The 21,457-nt window shown below is 71.0% G+C and carries 18 protein-coding genes; 7 read left to right on the top strand and 11 right to left on the bottom strand.

The features are described 5' to 3' along the window. Window positions 1-20: 20 nt before the first annotated feature. Entirely contained in the window at window positions 21-1,100 is a 1,080-nt protein-coding gene (locus ABIA33_RS07780; protein WP_370078579.1) for a Zn-dependent alcohol dehydrogenase, read from the top strand. Between the two features lie 188 nt (window positions 1,101-1,288). Next, complete coding sequence (locus ABIA33_RS07775) at window positions 1,289-2,902, top strand: peptide chain release factor 3 (RefSeq protein ID WP_370078577.1); 1,614 nt, start codon at window positions 1,289-1,291, stop codon at window positions 2,900-2,902. Between the two features lie 7 nt (window positions 2,903-2,909). Here ABIA33_RS07775 and ABIA33_RS07770 read toward each other — a convergent pair whose 3' ends face one another. The 3 genes from ABIA33_RS07770 to ABIA33_RS07760 form a co-directional block, all read right to left on the bottom strand. Beyond that, window positions 2,910-3,986, bottom strand: a complete 1,077-nt coding sequence (locus ABIA33_RS07770; RefSeq protein ID WP_370078575.1) for an ABC transporter permease — start codon at window positions 3,984-3,986, stop codon at window positions 2,910-2,912. After that, window positions 3,986-5,521 (bottom strand): sugar ABC transporter ATP-binding protein, encoded by a 1,536-nt coding sequence (locus tag ABIA33_RS07765; protein ID WP_370078573.1) that lies wholly within the window; start codon window positions 5,519-5,521, stop codon window positions 3,986-3,988. Before ABIA33_RS07765 ends, ABIA33_RS07770 begins: the two co-directional genes overlap by 1 nt. Before the next feature lie 77 nt (window positions 5,522-5,598). Next, window positions 5,599-6,654: a sugar ABC transporter substrate-binding protein gene (locus ABIA33_RS07760; protein WP_370078571.1), complete on the bottom strand. Its 1,056-nt coding sequence runs from the start codon at window positions 6,652-6,654 to the stop codon at window positions 5,599-5,601. Window positions 6,655-6,977: 323 nt separating this feature from the next. Between ABIA33_RS07760 and ABIA33_RS07755 the strand changes: the two genes are divergently transcribed. Genes ABIA33_RS07755 through ABIA33_RS07745 form a run of 3 tightly spaced genes read left to right on the top strand, consistent with a single transcriptional unit; the run spans window position 6,978 to window position 9,984 of the window. Continuing rightward, on the top strand, window positions 6,978-8,369 hold the full coding sequence (locus ABIA33_RS07755; protein WP_370078569.1) for an enolase C-terminal domain-like protein: 1,392 nt from the start codon (window positions 6,978-6,980) through the stop codon (window positions 8,367-8,369). Further along, window positions 8,366-9,118 (top strand): SDR family NAD(P)-dependent oxidoreductase, encoded by a 753-nt coding sequence (locus ABIA33_RS07750; protein ID WP_370078567.1) that lies wholly within the window; start codon window positions 8,366-8,368, stop codon window positions 9,116-9,118. The genes ABIA33_RS07755 and ABIA33_RS07750 overlap by 4 nt, the downstream gene beginning before the upstream one ends. Continuing rightward, entirely contained in the window at window positions 9,115-9,984 is an 870-nt protein-coding gene (locus tag ABIA33_RS07745) for an amidohydrolase (RefSeq protein ID WP_370078565.1), read from the top strand. Before ABIA33_RS07750 ends, ABIA33_RS07745 begins: the two co-directional genes overlap by 4 nt. Here ABIA33_RS07745 and ABIA33_RS07740 read toward each other — a convergent pair. From ABIA33_RS07740 to ABIA33_RS07720, 5 genes are all read right to left on the bottom strand, one after another. Beyond that, window positions 9,969-10,301: a ribosomal protein L7/L12 gene (locus ABIA33_RS07740; protein ID WP_370078563.1), complete on the bottom strand. Its 333-nt coding sequence runs from the start codon at window positions 10,299-10,301 to the stop codon at window positions 9,969-9,971. The genes ABIA33_RS07745 and ABIA33_RS07740 overlap by 16 nt on opposite strands. 17 nt (window positions 10,302-10,318) lie before the next feature. Then, window positions 10,319-11,368, bottom strand: coding sequence for a LacI family DNA-binding transcriptional regulator (locus tag ABIA33_RS07735; RefSeq protein WP_370078561.1), 1,050 nt, complete (start codon window positions 11,366-11,368; stop codon window positions 10,319-10,321). Between the two features lie 45 nt (window positions 11,369-11,413). Next, complete coding sequence (locus ABIA33_RS07730) at window positions 11,414-14,014, bottom strand: discoidin domain-containing protein (RefSeq protein ID WP_370078559.1); 2,601 nt, start codon at window positions 14,012-14,014, stop codon at window positions 11,414-11,416. Between the two features lie 420 nt (window positions 14,015-14,434). Next, complete coding sequence (locus ABIA33_RS07725; RefSeq protein ID WP_370078557.1) at window positions 14,435-15,424, bottom strand: Gfo/Idh/MocA family protein; 990 nt, start codon at window positions 15,422-15,424, stop codon at window positions 14,435-14,437. Between the two features lie 125 nt (window positions 15,425-15,549). Continuing rightward, on the bottom strand, window positions 15,550-17,025 hold the full coding sequence (locus ABIA33_RS07720; protein WP_370078555.1) for an MFS transporter: 1,476 nt from the start codon (window positions 17,023-17,025) through the stop codon (window positions 15,550-15,552). 60 nt (window positions 17,026-17,085) lie between these two features. On the opposite strand from ABIA33_RS07720, the gene ABIA33_RS07715 reads away from it, so the two are divergent. Then, the gene (locus tag ABIA33_RS07715; RefSeq protein WP_370078553.1) at window positions 17,086-17,607 is read left to right on the top strand and encodes a winged helix-turn-helix transcriptional regulator; all 522 of its coding nucleotides are present in this window, start codon (window positions 17,086-17,088) and stop codon (window positions 17,605-17,607) included. Between the two features lie 76 nt (window positions 17,608-17,683). On the opposite strand, the gene ABIA33_RS07710 is transcribed toward ABIA33_RS07715, so the two are convergent. Further along, on the bottom strand, window positions 17,684-17,896 hold the full coding sequence (locus tag ABIA33_RS07710; protein ID WP_370078551.1) for a hypothetical protein: 213 nt from the start codon (window positions 17,894-17,896) through the stop codon (window positions 17,684-17,686). Between the two features lie 66 nt (window positions 17,897-17,962). Further along, window positions 17,963-18,607: an MOSC domain-containing protein gene (locus ABIA33_RS07705; RefSeq protein WP_370078549.1), complete on the bottom strand. Its 645-nt coding sequence runs from the start codon at window positions 18,605-18,607 to the stop codon at window positions 17,963-17,965. A 167-nt stretch (window positions 18,608-18,774) separates the two neighbouring features. On the opposite strand from ABIA33_RS07705, the gene ABIA33_RS07700 reads away from it, so the two are divergent. Then, the gene (locus ABIA33_RS07700; protein ID WP_370078547.1) at window positions 18,775-19,050 is read left to right on the top strand and encodes a hypothetical protein; all 276 of its coding nucleotides are present in this window, start codon (window positions 18,775-18,777) and stop codon (window positions 19,048-19,050) included. A 182-nt stretch (window positions 19,051-19,232) separates the two neighbouring features. On the opposite strand, the gene ABIA33_RS07695 is transcribed toward ABIA33_RS07700, so the two are convergent. Further along, complete coding sequence (locus ABIA33_RS07695; RefSeq protein ID WP_370078545.1) at window positions 19,233-21,452, bottom strand: NADP-dependent isocitrate dehydrogenase; 2,220 nt, start codon at window positions 21,450-21,452, stop codon at window positions 19,233-19,235. Between the last annotated feature and the right edge of the window lie 5 nt (window positions 21,453-21,457).

Here is a 21,457-nt window from a genome sequence, read left to right as displayed (position 1 = left end):
TGCGAAGCAAGAGGTTCACCATGGTCCGCGCCGCCCTGCTCCCAGCCCTGGGCGCACCCCTGGAGCTCACCGAGATCGAGCTGCCCGAACCCGGCCCCGGCCGGGTGCGGGTGAAGCTGGCCGCCGCCGGCGTCTGCCACTCCGACCTGTCGATGACGACCGGCGTGTTGCGCGCGGCCACCCCGGTGGTCCTTGGACACGAGGGTGCGGGCACCGTCGTGTCCGTCGGCGAGGGCCTCAGCACCGTGCGCCCCGGCGACCGCGTCGTCCTCAACTGGGCCCCGGCCTGCGGCCACTGCCACCTCTGCGGCCTCGGCGAGCCGTGGCTGTGCGAGAACCAGTACGCCGCCTCGGTCGAGACCTACGCCTCGCTGGCGGACGGCACCGAGCTCTACCCCGGCCTGGGCGTCGCCGCGTTCGCCGAGGAGACGGTCGTCAGCGAGCGCGCGCTGATCCCCCTCCCCGAAGGCGTCCCGCTCACCTCCGCCGCGCTGCTCGGCTGCGCCGTGCTCACCGGCTACGGCGCGGTCCACAACGCGGCGAAGGTCCGCGCGGGCGAGTCCGTGGTGGTCTACGGGCTCGGCGGCGTCGGCCTGGCCGTGCTGCAGTCCGCCCGGATCGCCGGCGCGTCCCCGATCATCGCGGTGGACGTCACCCCCGAGAAGGAGGAGCTCGCCCGCCGCCACGGCGCGACGGACTTCCTGGTCGCCGACGAGCAGACGGCCAAGGCCGTCCGCAAGCTCACCGGCGGCCACGGCGCGGACCACGCGTTCGAGTGCGTGGGCCGGGGCAGCACCATCCGCGCCGCCTGGTCCGCGACCCGCCGCGGCGGGCGGACCACCGTGGTCGGCATCGGAGGCAAGGAGGACATGGTGTCTTTCTCCGCGCTGGAGGTCTTCCACTTCGCCCGAACGCTCACGGCCTGCGTCTACGGCAACAGCGACCCGGTCCGGGACCTCCCGGTGCTGGCCGAGCACGTGCGCGCGGGGCGGCTCGACCTGGAGTCGCTGATCACCGACCGGATCACCCTGGACGAGATCCCGGCGGCGTTCGAGCGGATGGCCGCGGGGCGCGGCGGACGCTCCTTGGTGATCTTCTAGTCAGAGGGCAACCGCCTACAACCTATAGGGGCGCGGGGCTCTGCTTGATCAACGGCGTGCGCTGCCAACCATCTACGAAGGTGCATCGCTGGCAGCGCAGTTCCCCGCGCCCCTTAGGTGTCTGGCACCTGCCCGCAGTGCGTTAAGGTGGTTCGTTCACCCGCTTGCTCCAGGACCGAGGAATTCACGTGAGCTCCGACCAGCCCGCCACCGCAACGCAGGTACTCAGCGAGGCCGGGCGGCGTCGCACCTTCGCCGTGATCAGCCACCCGGACGCCGGCAAGTCCACGCTCACCGAGGCCCTGGCACTGCACGCGCAGGCGATCACCTCGGCCGGCGCCGTGCACGGCAAGAGCGGACGGCGGGGCGTGACCAGCGACTGGATGGAGCTGGAGCGCGAACGCGGCATCTCGGTCACCTCCGCCGCGCTGCAGTTCGGGCACCGCGACCACGTGATGAACCTGGTCGACACCCCCGGCCACGCCGACTTCTCCGAGGACACCTACCGGGTCCTCGCCGCCGTCGACTGCGCGATCATGCTGGTGGACGCGGCAAAGGGGCTGGAGGAGCAGACCCGCAAGCTGTTCTCCGTGTGCCGCCACCGCGGCGTCCCGGTGATCACCTTCATCAACAAGTGGGACCGTCGTGGCCGCGAGGCCCTGGAACTGCTGGACGACATCCAGAACGTGCTGGACATCACGCCCGTGCCGGTGGTGTGGCCGGTCGGCAACGCGGGCAACCTCCGTGGCCTGGTCCAGGCTTCGGACACCGAGCAGATGCTGCGCTTCACCCGCGTCCCCGGCGGCACGCACAAGGCCGTCGAGGAGCGCCTCACCCACGAGCAGGCGGAGGCGGAGGAGGGCGAGGTCTGGCAGACCGCCCTGGAGGAGCTGGAGCTGGTGCTGTCCTCCGGCCCCGGCTGGGACGAGGAGGCGTTCCGTGCGGGGAAGATCTCACCGGTCTTCTTCGGTGCGGCGCTGACCAACATCGGTGTGGGACTGCTGCTGGACGCGGTCGTCGACATCGCCCCGCCGCCCGGCCCGCGCCCGCTGGCCAAGGGCGGTGAGCGGGAGGTCGCGACGGACTTCTCCGGACTGGTGTTCAAGATCCAGGCGAACATGGACCCGGCGCACCGCGACCGCATCGCCTTCGTCCGCGTCTGCTCGGGCGTGTTCGAGCGCGGGATGAGCGTGACCCGGGCGGCGAGCGGCCGCTCGTTCGCGACCAAGTACGCGCACACCGTCTTCGGCGCGGAGCGGACCGTCGTCGACACCTCCTACCCGGGCGACGTGGTCGGCCTGATCAACGCCACTGCGCTGCGCGTCGGCGACACCCTCTACGCGGGCAAGAAGGCCGAGTTCCCGGCGCTGCCCGCGTTCGCCCCCGAGCACTTCGCGGTCGCCCGGCCGAAGGACATCAGCCGCTCCAAGCAGTTCCGCAAGGGCATCTCGCAGCTGGACGAGGAAGGCGTGGTGCAGGTCCTGGTCTCCGACCGGCGCGGCGACCAGGCCCCGGTCCTGGCGGCGGTGGGCCCGATGCAGTTCGACGTCGTCCTGCACCGCATGGAGCACGAGTTCTCGTCCCCCATCGCCCTGGACTACCTCCCCTACAACATCGCCCGCGTCACCGACGCGGAGGGCGCGGCGACCCTGCACCGCTCCCGCCTGATCACCGGTGAGGCCCTGACCCGCCGCTCGGACGACGTGCTACTGGCCCTGTTCGGCGACAAGTGGCAGATGAACAGCTTCGTCCGCAGCAACCCCGACGTGAAGCTCGAAGCCCTGATCGCCACCGCCGACTGACGGATCGTCACTCCTGCTTCTCGCCCGAGGTGAAGCGGGAGATGATCAGGGCGATGATGATGATCGCGCCGTTGAGGCACTGGTTCCACAGCGGCGGGACGCCGGCCAGGGTCATCACGTTGACGACGAGTTGCAGCGTCAGGACGCCGGTGAGGGCGCCGAAGAGGGTGCCGCGGCCACCGTTGAGGCTGACGCCACCGATGACCGTGGCGGCGAAGACCTGGAAGATCCAGCCGCTGCCCTGGTCGGCGGAGATGGAGCCGTAGTGGCCGGTGTAGAGGACGCCGGCGAATGCGGCGAGCAGGCCGCCGACGATGAGGACGATCCAGGTGATCCGGTCGACCCGGATCCCCGCCGTGCGGGCGGCCTCCGCGTTGCCGCCGATCGCGTAGAGCGCGCGGCCGTGGCGCAACCAGGCGAGGGCGCAGCCGCCGAGGGCGAAGAGGACGACGCAGATCCAGATCGCGGCGGGGACGCCCAGCCAGGAGCTGCTGCCCAGGTAGGTGAAGGAGCCGGGCAGGTTGACGATCGACTGGCCCTGGGAGAGGGCTACCTGCAGGCCGCGCAGCATGGTGAGTCCTCCGAGGGTGACGATGAACCCGTTCAACCGCAGCTTGAGGATCAGGAAGCCGTTGAGGCCGCCGATGAGCGCACCGACCAGCAGGCAGAGCGGGATGGCGGTCCAGCCGGGGAACAACCCGAGGCCGTTGAAGCGCCCGCCGTGGGTGGGCAGCACCATCCAGACCGCGATGACGGGGGCGACGCCGATGGTGGACTCGAGCGACAGGTCCATCCGGCCGCAGATCAGGATCAGCGCCTCGGCCAGCACCAGCAGGCTGAGCTCGGTGGACTGCTGGGCGACGCCGATGAGGTTCGCCGAGGTGAGGAACGCCGGGGAGACGATGAAGCCGATGATCCCGAGGACGAGGAGCACAGGCACGAGCGAGAGGTCGCGGTAGCGCTTGAGGTCCAGTCCGCGACGCGCGCCGACCGGGTCGGCGCCGGAGGCGGGTGCGCCGTCCGTCGTAGTGGTGGTCGTGCTCGTCGTCGTGTCGATCGCGCCGGGCATTGCTTCCCTTTCCATCACAGGCCTTCCATTGCCGCGACGAGCTGCTCGTCGCTCCAGCCGGGGCTGAACTCCCCGACGACGCGTCCGTGGAACATCGCCAGGACGCGGTCACAGCTGCGCAGGTCGTCGAGCTCGTCGGAGACGATCAGCGCCGCCCGCCCCTCCTCGGCGTGCCTGCGGATGCGGCTCAGCAGGAACTCCTTGGACTTGACGTCCACGCCGTTGGTGGGCCGGATCGCTACCAGGACCTGCGGGTCGGTGGCGAGCGCGCGGGCGACGACGACCTTCTGCTGGTTGCCGCCAGAGAGTGCGGCGACCGCGGTGGCCGGGCCGGGCGTTCTGATGTCCAGGTCCTTGATCATGCGCCCGGCGAAGGCGGCGATCCGGGACGGCAGCACGGTCCCGTAGGGGCCGAGCTGGCTGGTCACGGTGAGGGTCGCGTTCTCGGCGACGCTGCGGCCGACGACCAGGCCCTGCAGGTGGCGGTCCTCAGGGACCAGACCGACGCCTGCGGCCAGCGCGCCGGGGATGGAACCGGACCTGACGGTCCGTCCGCCGACGGCGACCGTGCCGGCGGCGGGGCGGTGCAGCCCGGCGAGGGTCTCGCCGAACTGGACGTTGCCGCTGGCCGTCGCCCCGGCGAGACCCACGACCTCCCCCGCGCGCACGGAGAGCGACAACTCCTCGTAGGCGCCGGGGAGACTGAGACGGTCGACGGTCAGCAGGTCGTCGATCTCATCGCCGGTGTGAACCTCGGGCGCCCCGACCGTGGTCGAGGTCGCGTCGGGTGCCTCGCTCTCCCCCGTCATGGCCTCGACCAGGGCAGTCCGGTCCAACTCGGCGACCGGCGAGGTGACGATGTGGCGGGCGTCGCGGTAGACGGTGACGCTGGTGCACAGCTCGTACACCTCGGGGAGGTGGTGCGAGATGAAGAGGAAGGCCACGCCGGACCGTTGGAGCTCGCGCAGCTTGGCGAAGAGGCGCTCGATGCCGCGTGCGTCGAGCTTGGCGGTGGGCTCGTCCAGGATGATGAAGCGGGCGCCGAAGGACAGCGCCCGGGCGATCTCCACGAACTGGCGCTGCTCCACCGTCAGATCCCGGGTCAGCGCGGCAGGGTCGACGTCGACGCCGTACTCGCCGAGCAGGTCGGCGGCACGGCGACGTAGCTGCTTCCAGCGGATCGGGCGGAACGCGCCCTCGCTCTGCCGATCGAGGAAGAGGTTCTCAGCCACCGTCAGTTCCGGGATGACGGTGGAGCGCTGGTACACGCAGGCGACCCTGGCGCGCCAGGCTGCGGTGTCCCCGAAGGAGGGTGCGGGTTGCCCGCCGAAGCTGAGGCTGCCGGTGTCAGGGCGCTGCATCCCGGTGAGGATCGACACCAGCGTGGATTTTCCCGCTCCGTTGCGGCCGACCAGCGCATGGGACTCCCCGGGCGCGACGACGATCTGCGCGTCGCGCAGGGCGACGGTGACGCCGAAGCGCTTGGTGATCCCGTGGGCCTCGACCACGGGGGGCGTACCGGGGGGTGTCGCAGGTGGCGTGTCGGCCACGACGGTGGTCCTTTCGGCGTTCCGAGTTCGAGTTCCGAGTTCGAGTTCCGAGTCGCGACGACTCTGGCAGCCGTTCGCTACTTCGAGACGCTGTTACCCCAAAGGGACTTGTCGTCCACGTTGGTCTTGGTGACCAGTGGCGCGGGAAGCTGGTCCTCAAGTCCGTTGGGGATCTGGATGATGGTCGAGTTGTGGTCGGTCGGGCCGGGCTGGAAGGTCTTGCCGGCGACGGCGGCCTCCGCGTAGAAGAGGGCGTACTTGGCGTACAGGTCGGCCGGCTGGGAGATGGTCGCGTCGATCTGGCCCTTGCGGATCGCGTCGAACTCCTGCGGGATGCCGTCGTTGGAGATGATGGTGATGTGGCCGGGCGTGCCGGCCGGCTTGAGCAGGCCCTTCTGCTGCAGCAGCGCGAGGGTGGGCTGCAGGAAGACGCCGCCCGCCTGCATGTAGATGCCGTTGAGGTCGGGGTTCTGGGCCAGGGTGGTCTGCAGCTTGCTGGAGGCGACGTCGCCCTTCCAGTCGGTGGGCAGCGCGAAGACCTGGATACCCGGGTAGTTCTGCTTCATGCAGGCGCCGAACGCCTCGGAGCGGTCGCGGCCGTTGATGGAGGTGAGGTCGCCCTCGAACTCGGCGACCTTGCCCTTGCCCTTGAGCTGGTCGCCGAGGAACTTGCAGGCCTGGGTGCCGTAGGCGCGGTTGTCGGCGCGGACGACCATGTAGACCTTGCCCTTGTCGGGCCTGGTGTCGACGCTGACGACCGGGATGTTCTTGGACGCGAGGGTGTCCAGGGTGGTGGCCACGGCCCCGGTGTCCTGAGGGGCCATCACGATGGCCTTGGCGCCGGTGTTCTCGAAGACCTGGACGTTGGCGACGAGCTTGGTGATGTCGTTCTGGGAGTTGCTGACCGGCAGCTCGTTGATCCCGTCGGTGGTCGCGTCCTTCTGGACGTACTGCGCGTAGGAGTTCCAGAAGTCCGAGTCGGAGCGCGGCAGGTCGACGCCGATCGGCGGCTTGGCCGCCGCGGAGCCGCCCGCCGTTGCGGTGGTGGCACTGCCGCGGTTACAGGCGGCGAGGCCGGTGACAAGGAGCACCGATGCGACTGCTGCTGCGGTACGGGTGGCTCTGCGGTTCATGACCTTCACACTCCCGGTCTGTGCGAGTCTTGACATCCGATGTATGAGAGGAAACGAAGGAGCGCTTCAGTACTGCAGCGCGGAGTCCCTCCCCCTGGAGAGCACGCTCTCCGGGTTCCACTTCTGGCGAGCAGGACGTTACGACCGTATTACCCCTGCTGACAAGACTGCGTACTGGCTCAATTCCGTCACGGCTCACACATCCGATGTTTGCCTTGCGCGCCGGATGGGCGATCCGTAGACTCCCCATCCAAGCCAGCCCCTCCGACCTTTGCTGTGAGGTCCCTGGCTCCCCTCTGTCTCCGCCGGTGAGAGGAACACCCTTGTCCGCAGCGACCGCACGCATCGTCGGGGTGGACACCTACGACATCCGGTTTCCCACGTCACGTGAGCTCGACGGCTCCGACGCGATGAACCCGGACCCCGACTACTCGGCCGCCTACCTGATCCTGCGCACCGACACCGACGACGGGTTGGAGGGGCACGGCTTCACCTTCACCATCGGCCGCGGCAACGACGTCCAGGTCGCCGCGATCGAGGCGCTCCGCCTGCATGTCGTCGGCCGCGACGTGGCCGAGCTGTGCGCCGACCCCGGCGCGCTGTCCCGAGCCCTCGTCGGCGACAGCCAACTGCGTTGGCTCGGACCGGAGAAGGGGGTGATGCACATGGCCGTCGGCGCCGTCGTCAACGCCGTCTGGGACCTCGCCGCCAAGCGGGCCGGCAAGCCGCTGTGGAAGCTCCTGGCCGACGCCGAGCCCGAATGGCTGGTCTCCCAGGTCGACTTCCGCTATATCGAGGACGCGCTGACCCGCGAACAGGCCTTGGACCTGCTGCGAGGCGCACGCGAAGGACGCGGGGAGCGCGAGGCGCGGCTCCGCACGGACGGCTACCCCGGCTACACCACCTCCCCCGGCTGGCTCGGCTACTCCGACGAGAAGCTCACCCGCCTCGCCCACGACGCCCTCGCCGACGGCTTCACCCAGATCAAGCTGAAGGTCGGCTCGGACCTCGCCGACGACATCCGCCGCTGCCGCGCCGCCCGCGCCGCTATCGGCCCCGCGACCCGGATGGCCATCGACGCCAACCAGCGCTGGGGCGTGGACGAGGCCATCGCCTGGACCAAGGCCCTGGCCGAGTTCGACCCGTACTGGATCGAGGAGCCCACCAGTCCCGACGACGTCCTCGGCCATGCCGCCATCCGCGCCGGAGTCGCCCCGGTCAAGGTCGCCACCGGCGAGCACGTCCAGAACCGGATCATCTTCAAGCAGCTGCTCCAGGCCGGCGCCATCGACGTGCTGCAACTCGACGCCGCCCGGGTCGGCGGGGTCAACGAGAACCTGGCCATCCTGCTGCTCGCCGCGCGCTTCGGCGTCCCGGTGTGCCCGCACGCGGGCGGAGTGGGCCTGTGCGAGCTGGTCCAGCACCTGGCGATGTTCGACTTCGTCGCGGTGTCCGGGACGACGGACGACCGGGTCATCGAGTACGTCGACCATCTGCACCAGCACTTCGTCCATCCGGTCGGCATCTCCCGCGGCCACTACCTGGCACCGTTGGCCCCCGGCTTCTCCGCCGACATGAAGCCCGGCTCCATCGCCGAGTTCACCTACCCCACCGGGGCGTTCTGGGCGGCGGACGCCCTCGCCGGCGGCGGACTTGTCACCACCCCGGACACCCCGCAGACTGCCCTCACCACCACCGAGGAGACCTCCCGATGACCGAACTCACCGGACTACGCGCCCTGGTAACCGGTGGCGCCTCCGGCATCGGGCGGGCCACCGCCCTGCTGCTGGCCGCCCACGGCGCCGACGTCGCCGTACTCGACCTGACGGTCGACACGGTGGAGAAGCCCCTGCACGGTATCCGGGCCGACCTCGCCGACGACGCCTCGGTGCGCGCCGCCGTCGCGGAGGCGATCGACGTGCTCGGCGGCCTCGACATCCTGGTCAACAACGCGGGCATCGGCGCTGTCGGCACCGTCGCCGACAACGCCGACCAGGAGTGGCACCGGGTGCTGGACGTCAACGTCCTCGGCCTGGTCCGCACCACCCGCGCGGCGCTGCCGCACCTGCGTGCCTCCGCCCACGCCTCGATCGTCAACACCTGCTCCATCGCCGCCACCGCCGGGCTGCCGCAACGCGCCCTGTACTCCGCCAGCAAGGGCGCGGTGCTGTCGCTCACCCTCGCCATGGCCGCCGACCACATCCGCGAGGGCATCCGCGTCAACTGCGTCAACCCGGGTACGGCCGACACCCCGTGGGTCGGCCGGCTGCTCGACGCCGCACCCGACCCGGCCGCCGAACGCGCCGCCCTCGACGCCCGCCAGCCCATCGGCCGCCTGGTCACCGCCGAGGAGGTGGCCGCAGCCATCGTCTACCTGGCCGGCCCCACGGCCGCGTCCGTCACCGGCACCGCGCTGGCCGTGGACGGCGGCATGGCCGGACTGCGACTGCGTCCGGCCCAGTGAACGCGACCCCCGGCCTGCAGGTCACCGACGCGCACCACCACCTCTGGGACCTCTCCGTCCGCGACCAGGACTGGATCACCGGCCCGGAACTCGCGTCGCTGCGCCGCGACTTCACCCTCGCCGAGCTGGCCCCGCAGGCGGCGGCGGCCGGGGTCGGCCGCAGCGTCCTGGTGCAGACCGTCACCGTCGCGGAGGAGACGCCCGAGTTCCTGGCCCTCGCGGCATCCGGCGACCTGGTCGCGGGCGTCGTCGGTTGGACCGACCTCACCGCGCCCGGCATCGCCGACACCCTGGCCGAGCTGCGTGAACTCCCGGGCGGGGACGCCCTCGTGGGTATCCGGCACCAGGTCCAGTCCGAGCCGGACCCGCAGTGGCTCTGCCGCCCCGAGGTGCTGCACGGCCTCGCCGCGGTGGCGGCGGCCGGGCTGGCGTACGACCTGCTGGTGCAGCCGCACCAGCTCCCCGCTGCGACCGCCGCCGCCCGCGCGCTGCCGCAGCTCCGCTTCATCCTGGACCACCTGGGCAAACCCCCCGTCGCCGAGGGCACCTCCGAACCCTGGGCGACGGAGCTGCGGGCCCTGGCCACCCTGCCGAACACCACCGCGAAGCTGTCCGGCCTGGTCACCGAGGCCGACTGGGCGTCCTGGACGGTCGCGGGCCTGCGCCCCTGGACCGACACCGCGCTGGACGCCTTCGGCCCCTCCCGGCTGATGTTCGGCTCCGACTGGCCGGTCTGCCTGCTCGCCGCCCGCTCCTCCTATGGCGAGGTGCTGGACACCGCGCGCGCCCTCACCGCCGACCTCAGCCCCGACGAGCAGGCAGAGATCTTCGGGCGGACCGCGCAGCGGGCCTACCGCCTGCGCTGACGGACCTCCCAGGCGACGCTGTCGACGGCCTCCTTGGCCTCCCGCAGGCCGACCCCGGTGATGGTGCGGTAGCTCTTGATGGCCTGGATCAGCTTCTCCCGGTGCACCCAGTCCATCACCTCGGGCATGCCGCGCGGATCCAGAGCGGAGAACCCGCCGGGTACCGGGAGCGCGCCCGGGGGAACCGCGTCGGACGGCCCGGTGCCGATGCCGAGGTGCGCCATGACGGCGTCGAGCTTGGCCTCGATCGACCGGAGCCTGGCCTCGGTGTCGGGCTCCGGGCCGCCGTGGCCGTCCGTCTTGTCGAAAATACTCATGGCCAGAACCTACGACATCAGGCCGACTCGCGGACAACCAGCGTCGGGTGGAACACCGCCGACTGCAGGGCCTCCGCGGGCTCCACGATCTGCTGCAGCAGCAGCTGCGCCATCCGCGCCGCCATCTCCTCAAGCGGCTGCCGGACCGTGGTCAGCGGGGGGTCGCAGGCCAGCGCGGCGCTGCTGTCGTCGAAGCCGACCAGCGCGACGTCCTCGGGGACGCGCCGACCCGCTCGGTTGAGGACCGGCAGCGCGCCCAGCGCCATCAGGTCGGAGGCGACGAACACCGCGTCCAGCTCCGGGGCCTCGGCGAGCAGCCGGCGCATCGCCGCCGCGCCGCCGGCCTGGGTGAAGTCGCCCTCGACCATGCCCTCCTCCGGGAGACCGTGCGCGGCCAGGGCCTCCCGGAACCCGGCGAGGCGCTCCTGTGCGGACGCCATGTCCAGCGGCCCGGAGAGGGTGGCGATCCGCCGCCTCCCGGTGGCGACCAGATGCTCGACGGCCAGGGTCGCACCCGCGCGCTGGTCCGCCTCGACGAAGCTGATCGAGGTGGACTGGCCGGGACGGCCCGAGAGCACGGCGGGGACCTGGGCCTCGGCGAGCATCCCGGGCAGCGGGTCCGCGGCATGGCCGCAGATCAGCACCACGCCGTCGACGTGGCCCTGGCGAAGGTAGCTGATCAGGTTGGTGCGGGAGGCGGCGTCGTCCACGAGCATCAGCACCAGCTGGACGCCGCGCGGACGGATCACCTCCATGACCCCGGTGACGACCCGCCCGAAGAACGGGTCGGTGAACATCCGGCCGAGAAAGGGGTCCGCCACGGCGCGCTGCTCGGCCTCGGAGACGACCAGCGCGATCGAGTCCGTCCGCCGGGTGACCAGCGAGCGGGCGGCCCGGTTGGGCACGTAGTTGGTGGCGGCGACCGCGCCCTCGACGAGCTGGCGCAGCGCCGGGTCCACGGTGGTACTGCCGTTGATGACGCGAGAGACCGTGGCCCGGGACACACCTGCGACCCGGGCCACGTCCTCGAGCGTGACCGACCCCATGGACGGCGGCTTCCTGTTCATGAGGTAGTTATACCCGGACGCCGCCGACCCTGTTTCAGCGGTGACTCACGGATACGACACGAGGTAGACGTTGTTGGTGGTGGAGTTCGCCGTCCCGCCGGCGTTGTCGATGACGTGGTTGATGGTGCCGACGCCGCCGAGCGACACCGTGGCGAGGTCGTGGAACAGCACGCCCGCCGTGTTGGGCACCTCGAAGGCGTGCTCCGAGACGACCGTCGGGTCGACGTTGAAGTAGCAGTAGCTGCCGACGCCCCATGCCTCGTGGCTGGTCACGCTGTCGGCGACCTTGTAGGCGGGGTAGCCGCGGTTTGCTCCGTTCATCCAGGCGGCCTGGTTGGGCGGGTCGTAGGGCATCTCGTTCTGGAAGAAGTAGGTGCGTCCGCCGTTGCCGTTCCAGAGCACCTCGTACTTCTGGAAGTGCTCCACCGCCAGCCCGTACATGGTGACGTTGTCGCCGTTGACGAGCAGCCCGGTGTCGGCCGTGTTGACCGCCCAGCCGGTGTTGCTGCCGTGGTCGGCGCGCCACAGCCAGAGGTTGTCGCCGATGGTGTTGCGGCTGTTGATGACCAGGCTGTTGGTCGCCTTGCCGACCGCGCCGGTGCCGCCGATGCGGACGTAGAGGTCCTGGACGGTGGTCGGGTCGGCGCTGTGGTCGACGCTCGCCCCGGCCGGGCCGATCTGCACCAGGGAGGCGGAGTTGGTGGTCCCGGCGTCGATCAGGAAGCCCGCGATGCGGACTCCGTCGACGTCGGCGGTGGAGATCGCGGTGACGCCGTTGTCCGGCACCAGGGTGGCCAGGCCCATGCCCAGCACGACCGTGTCCGGGCGGGTGACCTGGAGGGTCTGGTCGAGGTGGTAGACGCCCGGGGTGACCAGGAGATTGTCGCCCGCCGCGAGCGCGGAGTTCATCGTCTCAGCGGTGTCGCCGGGCTTGGTTACGTAGAAGGTGTGCATCGGCAGGGAGGTCCCGGCCGGGGTGCCGTTGATCCAGGTGGCGCCGCTGCTGTTGGTCTGCAGGCCGGGGACGAAGACCTTGTACAGGCCGGTCGACTGGTCCACGTAGAGGAACGGCTTCTCGCGGGAGGTCGGCGTCTGCGCGACGACGGTGTGCGAGGGGTTGGGGAAGTTCTGCGCGGGCGCGTTGGTGTCGCCGACGAAGACCATGTTCCACACGGAGCCGTTCCAGCTGCCCCAGGTGTTGTTGCGGGACATCCACTGCTGCTGGGAGCCGGAGTTCACGGCTCCGCTGATCCGCGAGTCGGCGAGGAAGCCGCCGCTGGCCCAGCCGTCACCGGTCGGGTCCAGCTTGAGGTTGCCGTGCACGTCCACCCGGCGCAGCGACGCGCCCTGGGCGACGGCCCAGGTGTCGGTGCCGCTCGGCGGGGTGACCGAGAAGTTCTCGGCCTCGCGCCAGAAGTTCTGGGTGGCGTTGCCGTTGAACCAGCCCGCGTCGACGGTGACATAGCCGTTGATGTTGACGTCGTCGGGCGACAGGCCCAGACCGGCGACCTGGGTGTTGAAGCCGACGTTGGCGCTGACGCTGTAGCTGCCGGGCTTGAACAGCAGCGCGTTGCGCTGGGTGCCGAACTGGTTGGTCTGCTGCTGGTTGAAGACGGTGTCCAGGGTGCTCTGGATGCTGGTCGTGGACATCGACGGGTCGAAGATGGTGACGTTGGGCCCGAAGTCGGGGGTGTCCGTGGTCGGCGGGCCGGTGACCGTGCCGCCGCCGGTGGTGTGCACGGTGAACTCCCAGAGGGAGTAGCCGTATCCGGTGGCGCGCGCCGTGCCGTACATCCTGATGTAGCGGCCGGTGCCGGTGACGTTGAGGGTCTCGATGCCGCCAGCGCCCGTCGTGGTGGAGTAGATCGAGGTCCAGTTCGTCCCGTCCGCCGAGACCTGGATCTGGTACGCCTTGCCGTACGCGGCCTCCCAGTTCAGGACGACCTGGCAGACCGTCACGGACGAGCCGAGGTCGACCTGGAGCCACTGCGGGTCGCTGTAGGCGCTGGACCAGCGGGTGCCGGTGTTGCCGTCCACGGCCGCGGAGGCGGGGGTGCCCGCGTTCTCGGTGGACGAGGCGGTCGCCGTCATGCCCTGCGCCGCGTTGGTGGTGCCGCAACCGCCGCCCGTGCCGCCGGTGGTGCCGTAGACCTGGAACTCCCAGAGCGAGTAGCCGTATGTGGTGGCGCGCGCCGTGCCGTACATCCGGACGTAGCGGCCGGTGCCGGTGACGCTGAGGGTCTCGATGCCGCCCGCGCCCGTCGTGGTGGAGTAGATCGAGGTCCAGTTCGTCCCGTCCGCCGAGACCTGGATCTGGTACGCCTTGCCGTACGCGGCCTCCCAGTTCAGGACGACCTTGTCGACGGAGGCGCTGGCGCCCAGGTCGACCTCGAGCCACTGCGGGTCGCTGAAGGCGCTGGACCAGCGGGTACCGGTGTTGCCGTCCACGGCTGCAGACGCGGGCGTGCCCGCGTTCTCGGTGGACGAGGCGGTCGCCGTCTTCCCCTGCGAGAGCAGGGAGTCGGCGGCGTGCGCGGCCGTCGGCGGGGTGAGGAACACCGCGAGCATGGCGGCGAGCACCAGCAGCACGGTCCAGAGCCCGGTTCGCCCGGACTGCTGTGACGCTCGGATGGGAGCGGATCTCATGTGCATCTCCTGCGCGATGAGACGGAGGGTGGGGGAGGGCATGGCGGAGCGACACCGGGTCCATGACTGGACCCGGCGCCAGCTGTGTCCTTGAAGCGATCGAGGCACCCTGACGGGGAGGCGTGAGAGCGCTCTCTCGGCTGCGAGTTTTGCGCCCGCCCAGGCCCGCGTCAAGACAGTTGACGCGCCGGAACTGACTAGGGGTGCTCCGCGGAAGTGGTGCGAGGGTACGAGCGGCGTCTGGTGCGGTGCATGGGCGTGGCGGAGGAGAGAGCCAACCGTGGTTGGTTGGGGATCGACGACAACGCGGCCAGGTGCCGTGCCAGACGCCGCGAGCCTCGCAGGACTTCCGCGGAGCACCCCCAGGGCCCGTCAGCCGGACGCCCCGCCGCCGTCAGCCGGCGACGCCCTTGGGCGGCGTCAGTCGAGGTCACCGCGCGGGCGCATCCCCGCAGCCCGGTAGATGTCGTCGATCAGACTCATCGTGACGACGGCGTCCTCGGCGGGCGTGAGCACCGGTCCGCCGTGCAGCACCGCCTCGGTGAACGCCCGCAGCTGGTAGGTGTAGGTGTGGCCGCCACGCACCCGTTCCCGCCGGGTACCGGCCGCCGTCCTGACGGTGAGCCGGTTGAAGAGGTGCGGGGCGAGATAGTTGGTGATCTTGAGCTCGCCGCGGTCACCGCGCACCCTGGCGCTGAAGTCCAGCAGCCGGTGGGACCACAGGGAGGTGGTGATCCGGCCGCTGGCCCCACCGGGGAAGCGCAGCTCAGCGGTCATCGCGCGGTCGATGTCCGGGCCGCGCCGGGTCGCCACGGCCCGGACGACCTCCGGGGTCCCCTCGCCGAGCAGCCGCAGCAGGTGCAGGGCGTAGCAGCCGCCGTCCATCAGCGCGCCGCCGCCCAGCGGATAGCTGTACCGGATGTCACCGAACACAGGCAGCGGGAAGCACATCGCGGTCTCGACGGAGCGGACCGTACCCAGCTCACCGCTGTCCAGGATCTCGCGCATCCGGGCCGCCATCGGGTGGTAGCGGTAGTGGAAGGCCTCCATGACGACCAGTCCGGAGGCGCTCGCCGCATCGGCCACCGCGCGGGCCTCGACGGCGTTGGCGGTGAACGGCTTCTCGCACAGGACGTGCTTGCCCGCGGCGAGAGCGCTCAGCGTCCACCGCGCGTGGAGTGCGTTGGGCAGCGGGTTGTAGACGGCGTCGACGTCCTTGTCGTCGAGCAGCTCCTGGTATCCGGCGTGGACGGTGGGGATGCCGTGCTTGGCCGCGAACCGCCGGGCACGCTCGGGATCGCGGGCGGCGACGGCGGTGACGACGGCCTCCGGCACCTTCGCCGCAGGCCGGACCAGCGCGGAGGGAGCGATGCGAGCGGCGCCGAGGACACCGATCCGGAGCTGCGTCATGCGGGACCCTCACTGTGCTTCACGGGACTTCGTCGGTCGTGGCCCGACCGGCGGGGACGTTCGCGCCCATCGTGCCAACCGGACCGGCGAATCGCCACGGCCACGCCGACCAAGCCTGGCCGGAGTCAGCTCACGCGACCATTCGCCCCGCCTGCCCCGCCGGCCCCGCTCTCGCGACGCTGCGCGACCATCAGCAGCAGCGCCGCGCCACAGGCCAGCAGCGCGGCAGCGATCACCGCGGCCCAGCCGTGCCGGAACGCGTCCAGCGCGGCCTGCGGGCTGTGCGGGGTGCCGAGCAGGCTCACCGCCACCGCGACCCCGATCACAGCGCCGATCTGACGGCCCATCGTGGTCACCGCCGAACCGGTCGCGAAGCGCGCGGGCGGGAGCGCCGCCGCCGCGGCCCCGATCAGAGTGGGCAGGGTGAGCCCCACGCCGACGCCGGTGAGCAGCATGCCGGGCAGCAGCTCGGTGGCGTAGCCGCGTTCGACGCCGATCGACGCCGCCCACCAGCCGATCCCGCCGGCGAAGAGCAGCGTGCCGAGCGCGGCGAGACGGCCGTGGCCGAGCCGCCGCAGCAGCCAGCCGCTGCCCAGAGCGATCGGCGGGACCAGCAGCGGGCCCGGCGCGATGGCGAGCCCGGTACGCAGTGCGGAGTATCCCCACACCTGCTGGCACCAGAGCACCGAGGTCAGCAGCATCCCGGCGAAGGCGACGGTGAAGAGCAGCAGGGCCACGTTGGCGGCGGCGAAGGTCGGCACACGCAGCAGCGGCAGCTCGACGATCGGGGCCGGGTGGCGCGCCGAACGCAGCAGGAACCACACCGTCAGCAGCGCCGACGCGACGAAGCCGCCGACTACCCGGACCGAACCCCAGCCCCAGGCGTCGCCCTTGACCAGTGCCACAGCGAGTGCGGCGATGGCGGCGGTGAGCAGCACCGCCCCGAACAGGTCCGGCAGCAGACCGGCCTCCTTCCCCTGGACGCGCGGCAGCACGCGTACGCCCGCTGCCAGGGCGGCGACGCCGACCGGGACGTTGGCCAGGAACACCCAGCGCCAGTCGGCCTCGACCAGCAGGCCGCCGAGTACCGGACCGAGGCCTGCGGCGATCCCGCCGATCGAGGCCCAGGCCCGGATCGCACCGGGACGCCGGGCCGGGGGCGTCCCGTCGAGCAGCAGGGCCAGCGAGGTGGGCATCAGCGCGGCCGCGCCTGCGGCCTGCACGACCCGGGCGGCGATCAGCCAGCCCACTCCGGGCGCGCCCGCGCAGAGCACGGAGGCGGCGGTGAAGACCGCGAGGCCGGCGAGGAAGACCGTGCGGTGGCCGATCCGGTCGGCCAACCGCCCCGCCGCCACGAGCAGCGCGGCGAAGACGATGGCGTAGCCGTTGAGGACCCAGGAGAGCGAGGCGAGAGTGCTGCCGTGGAACCGGCCCTGCATCGCCGGAAGAGCGACGTTGACGATGAACAGGTCCAGGTTGGACACGAAGACCGCTGCTGCCACGACCAGGAAGGCGCCCCGCCGGGCCGGCCGGGTACTGGGCGGGTCGGCGGCGGCGGTTGACCCCGGGGCAAGTGAGTTTGATATCCCTACTATCTCCATGCCCCGGCACGCTAGCCCTACTGGGTTTGAGAATGCAACCCTCTGTGGCAGGCTGGTGGAATGACCACGCCCGCCGCCCACCACATCCCGGGACGCCCCTGCTCCATCGCCGCGGCGCTCCAGGTCCTCGGCGAGAAGTGGGCGCTGCTCGCCGTGCGCGAGCTCTTCTACGGCAACCACCGCTTCGACCGGATCGTCCGCAACACCGGAGCGCCCCGGGACCGCCTCACCGCGCGCCTGCGCGCACTCGAGGAGGCCGGCGTGGTCGAGCGCCGCCCGTACAGCGAGCGGCCGCTGCGCTACGAGTACCACCTCACGGAAGCCGGCCGGGACCTCGCTCCGCTCACCCAGTCCCTGCTCGCCTGGGGCGACCGATGGCTGCTGCCCGACCCTCCGGTGACCCTCCTGCACCGGCCCGCCGACGACCAGGACCAGCCCGTCCACCCCCTCGACGCGGCCTGGACCTGCCGCACCTGCGGCCAGGAGGTCCACAACGGCGACGTCAGCCTCGACATCCACTCCCCCGGCTGGGACCGCGAGGGCCCCGTCCCGGACCAGGACAGCGCGACCTCGCCGTCATAGTCGATCACTACACAACCCAACCGGATGCCGGCCCGGCTCCAGACCTTGAGCCGGCGGGGTCGTCGCCTGCCGCAGGCTAGGCGGCCAGGACGGCAGCCCCGCTGATGGCGTAGACCTCCGTCAGCGAACCGGTGACGGACCGTCCGTCGAGGTCGAGCGCCCAGAAGACGCGGCCGAACAAGCTGTCGTCGATCCGCAGCGAGCCGGGGAGGACGTCGGTCCACCCCGTACGCAGCAGCAGTGCCAACGCCCCGTCAGTGGAGCCGCCCCAGATGCCGTGGTCGTTCATGACCGCAGTCTCGCAGCAGGGTCTGACAATGGCCTCTGAACTGCATGAACAGCTACTGAAGATCCGTCAGGTACGCCTGCGGGCGCGCTCCTTCTCCTCCTGCGGCAGAGCGTCGGCGACCAGCAGTCGCGACAGCAGCTCCGGCTCCAACGTCATCGCACGGAAGACGAGCGCGACGGTCACGTCGTGGTCGGGGCGGTGCACGATCTCGATCGGGTCGGCCGCGCGGATGTCGCCGGGCTCGATCACCCGCAGATACGCTCCGGGCACTGCTGCCTGCGTGAATCGCTTGATCCAACCGTCGCGCTCCAGCCAGCCCTGGAAGGTCGAACAGGGGATCCGCGCACACGACACCTCCAGGACGACATCGGGCCCGATCCGCCAACGCTCGCCGATCAGCGCACCGTTGACGTCCAGGCCCACGGTCGTGAGGTTCTCCCCAAAGGCGCCGTTCTCCAGCTGTCGGCTCAGCTCGACGCCCCAGCTGTCGAGATCCTCGCGGGCATAGGCGTAGACGGCCTGGTCAACGCCGCCGTGGTGCTTGAGGTCGTAGACCCGGTCACCGGCGAGGCCGACCTCGCCGGTGCCCTTGGGCCCGGGGGCGGTAACGGCCACCGGACCGTCGACGGGCCGCTTGTCGATGCCCGTCGCACTCAGGCCCTTCCACGGGTTGGGGCGGGGCCTGCCGACATTGACCGAGAGCAGCTTCATGGGGGCGACGCTACGGTCCGCCGCCGGCTCGGGCGACATGTTTTTCGCTCCGCCTGGACTGACCGACGGTCCGGTCACGACGGTCCGGTCACGACGGTCCGGTCGCAGCTTCGAGGGCGGCTCCCGGCCGGGGTGCGCCGCGACGGCAGTCAGTGCAGGCTCAGAGCGTGAACGCAATCATCGTGCTGCTGGAGCTGGAGCCCTCGACCGAGGTGATCGACTCGCGCGAAGTCGACATCGGCGCACGGGCCCGGTGGGTACATGCCGCCGAGGCCGCCCCGGACGCTCCGGACCGCCCGCTCACCCGCACCGTCTGCGGAGCCGATGCCACCGAGATGGAAGTGGAGCCCTACCGGCCGTCCGCCCCCGGAGAGCCATGGTTCCCGCCCGAGCACCGCAGCAGGCGATGCCCGGAGTGCGACGCGGCCCTACGTGGCGTCTGAGCCGCCCAGGCTCCAGGTGCCGGGCTCCAGCGTCGAGGCGGGCTCGCATCGAAGCGGGCTCCGGCATCGAGGCGAGACGTGGGAAAAGGTCCCGCGGGCCGCCGTTGGACGGTCGCCGCGGAGCGGCGGACGGGGCCCGGGGACCTTTCCCCTCACCGCGCGGAACTCCCGCGCGGATCGCTTCAGCCGAGGGTCGCGAGCGCCTCGTTGAGGGTCTTCGACGGACGCATCACGGCCGCCGCCTTGGCGGGGTCGGGCTGGTAGTAGCCGCCGATGTCGACCGGCGAGCCCTGGACAGCGAGCAGCTCGTCGACGATGGTCCGCTCCTGCTCGGCCAGCGTCTTGGCGAGACCCGCGAAGGCCTCGGCCAGCTGCGCGTCATCGGTCTGCCTGGCCAGCTCCTGGGCCCAGTAGAGCGCCAGGTAGAAGTGGCTGCCGCGGTTGTCGATGCCGCCCAGGCGACGGCTCGGCGACTTGTCCTCGTTGAGGAAGGTGCCGGTCGCCCGGTCGAGCGTGTCGGCGAGGACCTGGGCGTGCGCGTTGCCCGTGGTCTGCGCGAGGTGCTCGAAGCTGGCCGCGAGCGCGAAGAACTCGCCCAGGCTGTCCCAGCGCAGGTAGTTCTCCTTGAGCAGCTGCTGGACGTGCTTGGGCGCGGAGCCGCCCGCGCCCGTTTCGAACAGGCCGCCCCCGTTGATCAGCGGGACGACGGAGAGCATCTTGGCGCTCGTACCGAGCTCCAGGATCGGGAACAGGTCGGTCAGGTAGTCGCGCAGCACGTTGCCGGTGACCGAGATGGCGTCCTCACCGCGGCGGATGCGCTCCAGCGTGAACGCGGTCGCCTTCTCCGGCGACATGATCTCGATCTGCAGCCCGTCGGTGTCGTACTCGGGCAGGTACGCCCTGACCTTGGCGATCAGGTTGGCGTCGTGCGCGCGGCTCTCGTCGAGCCAGAACACCGTCGGGGTGCCGGTGACGCGGGCGCGGTGGACCGCGAGCTTGACCCAGTCGCGGATCGGCACGTCCTTGGTCTGGCACATGCGGAAGACGTCGCCGGTGCTCACCGGCTGCTCCAGCACGACGTTGCCGGCGTTGTCGACGACCCGGACCGTGCCGTCGGCGTGGATCTCGAAGGTCTTGTCGTGGCTGCCGTACTCCTCGGCCGCCTGCGCCATCAGGCCGACGTTCGGCACCGAGCCCATGGTGGCCGGGTCGAAGGCGCCGTGGGCACGGCAGTCGTCGATGACGACCTGGTAGACGCCGGCGTAGCTGCTGTCGGGGATGACCGCGAGGGTGTCGGCCTCTTTCCCGTCCGGGCCCCACATGTGGCCGGAGGTGCGGATCATGGCCGGCATGGAGGCGTCGACGATGACGTCGCTGGGGACGTGCAGGTTGGTGATGCCGCGGTCGGAGTCGACCATCGCCAGGGCCGGGCCCTCGGCCAGCTCGGCGTCGAACGACGCCTTGATCGCCGCGCCCTCCGGCAGCGCGTCCAGACCCTTGAGGATTCCGCCGAGTCCGTTGTTCGGGCTCAGCCCAGCGGCGGCGAGTACCTCGCCGTACTGGGCGAAGGTCTTCGGGAAGAAGGCCCGCACCACGTGGCCGAAGATGATCGGGTCGGAGACCTTCATCATCGTGGCCTTGAGGTGCACCGAGAACAGCACGCCCTCGGCCTTGGCGCGGGCGACCTGGGCCGCGAAGAACTCGCGCAGCGCCGCCACGTGCATGACGGACGCGTCCACGACCTCACCGGCGAGCACGGGCACCGACTCGCGCAGGACCGTGGTGCTGCCGTCGGCGGCGGCCAGCTCGATGCGCAGCGAACCGTCCTCGGCTACGACAGCGGACCGCTCGGTGGAACGGAAGTCGTCGGCGTCCATGTGGGCGACGTTCGTCTTCGAGTCGGGCGTCCAGGCGCCCATGCGGTGCGGGTGCGCCTTGGCGTAGTTCTTGACCGAGGCGGGCGCGCGCCGGTCGGAGTTGCCCTCACGCAGCACCGGGTTGACGGCGCTGCCCTTGACCTTGTCATAGCGGGCGCGAACGTCCCGGTCCTCGTCGGACTGCGGGTCGTCGGGGTAGTCCGGCAGCGCGTAGCCCTGCTGCTGGAGCTCCGCGATCGCCGCCTTGAGCTGCGGGATCGAGGCCGAGATGTTCGGCAGCTTGATGATGTTGGCCTCGGGGGTCTTGGCAAGCGCGCCCAGCTCGGCGAGGGCGTCGCCGATGCGCTGGCCCTCCTCGAGACGCTCCGGGAAGCTCGCGATGATCCGCCCGGCCAGGGAGATGTCGCGGGTCTCCACCCGGACGCCCGCTGTCGAGGCGTAGGCCTGGACCACAGGCAGGAACGAGTACGTGGCCAGGGCCGGGGCCTCGTCAGTGTGTGTATAGATGATGGTCGAGTCAGTCACCGGTA

The sequence above is a fragment of the Streptacidiphilus sp. MAP12-16 genome (genome assembly GCF_041262165.1).
In the GTDB taxonomy this organism is placed as follows: Bacteria; Actinomycetota; Actinomycetes; order Streptomycetales; family Streptomycetaceae; genus Streptacidiphilus.
Note: the sequence above shows the minus strand (reverse complement) of the source record. Positions and strands in the feature narration are given on the sequence as shown.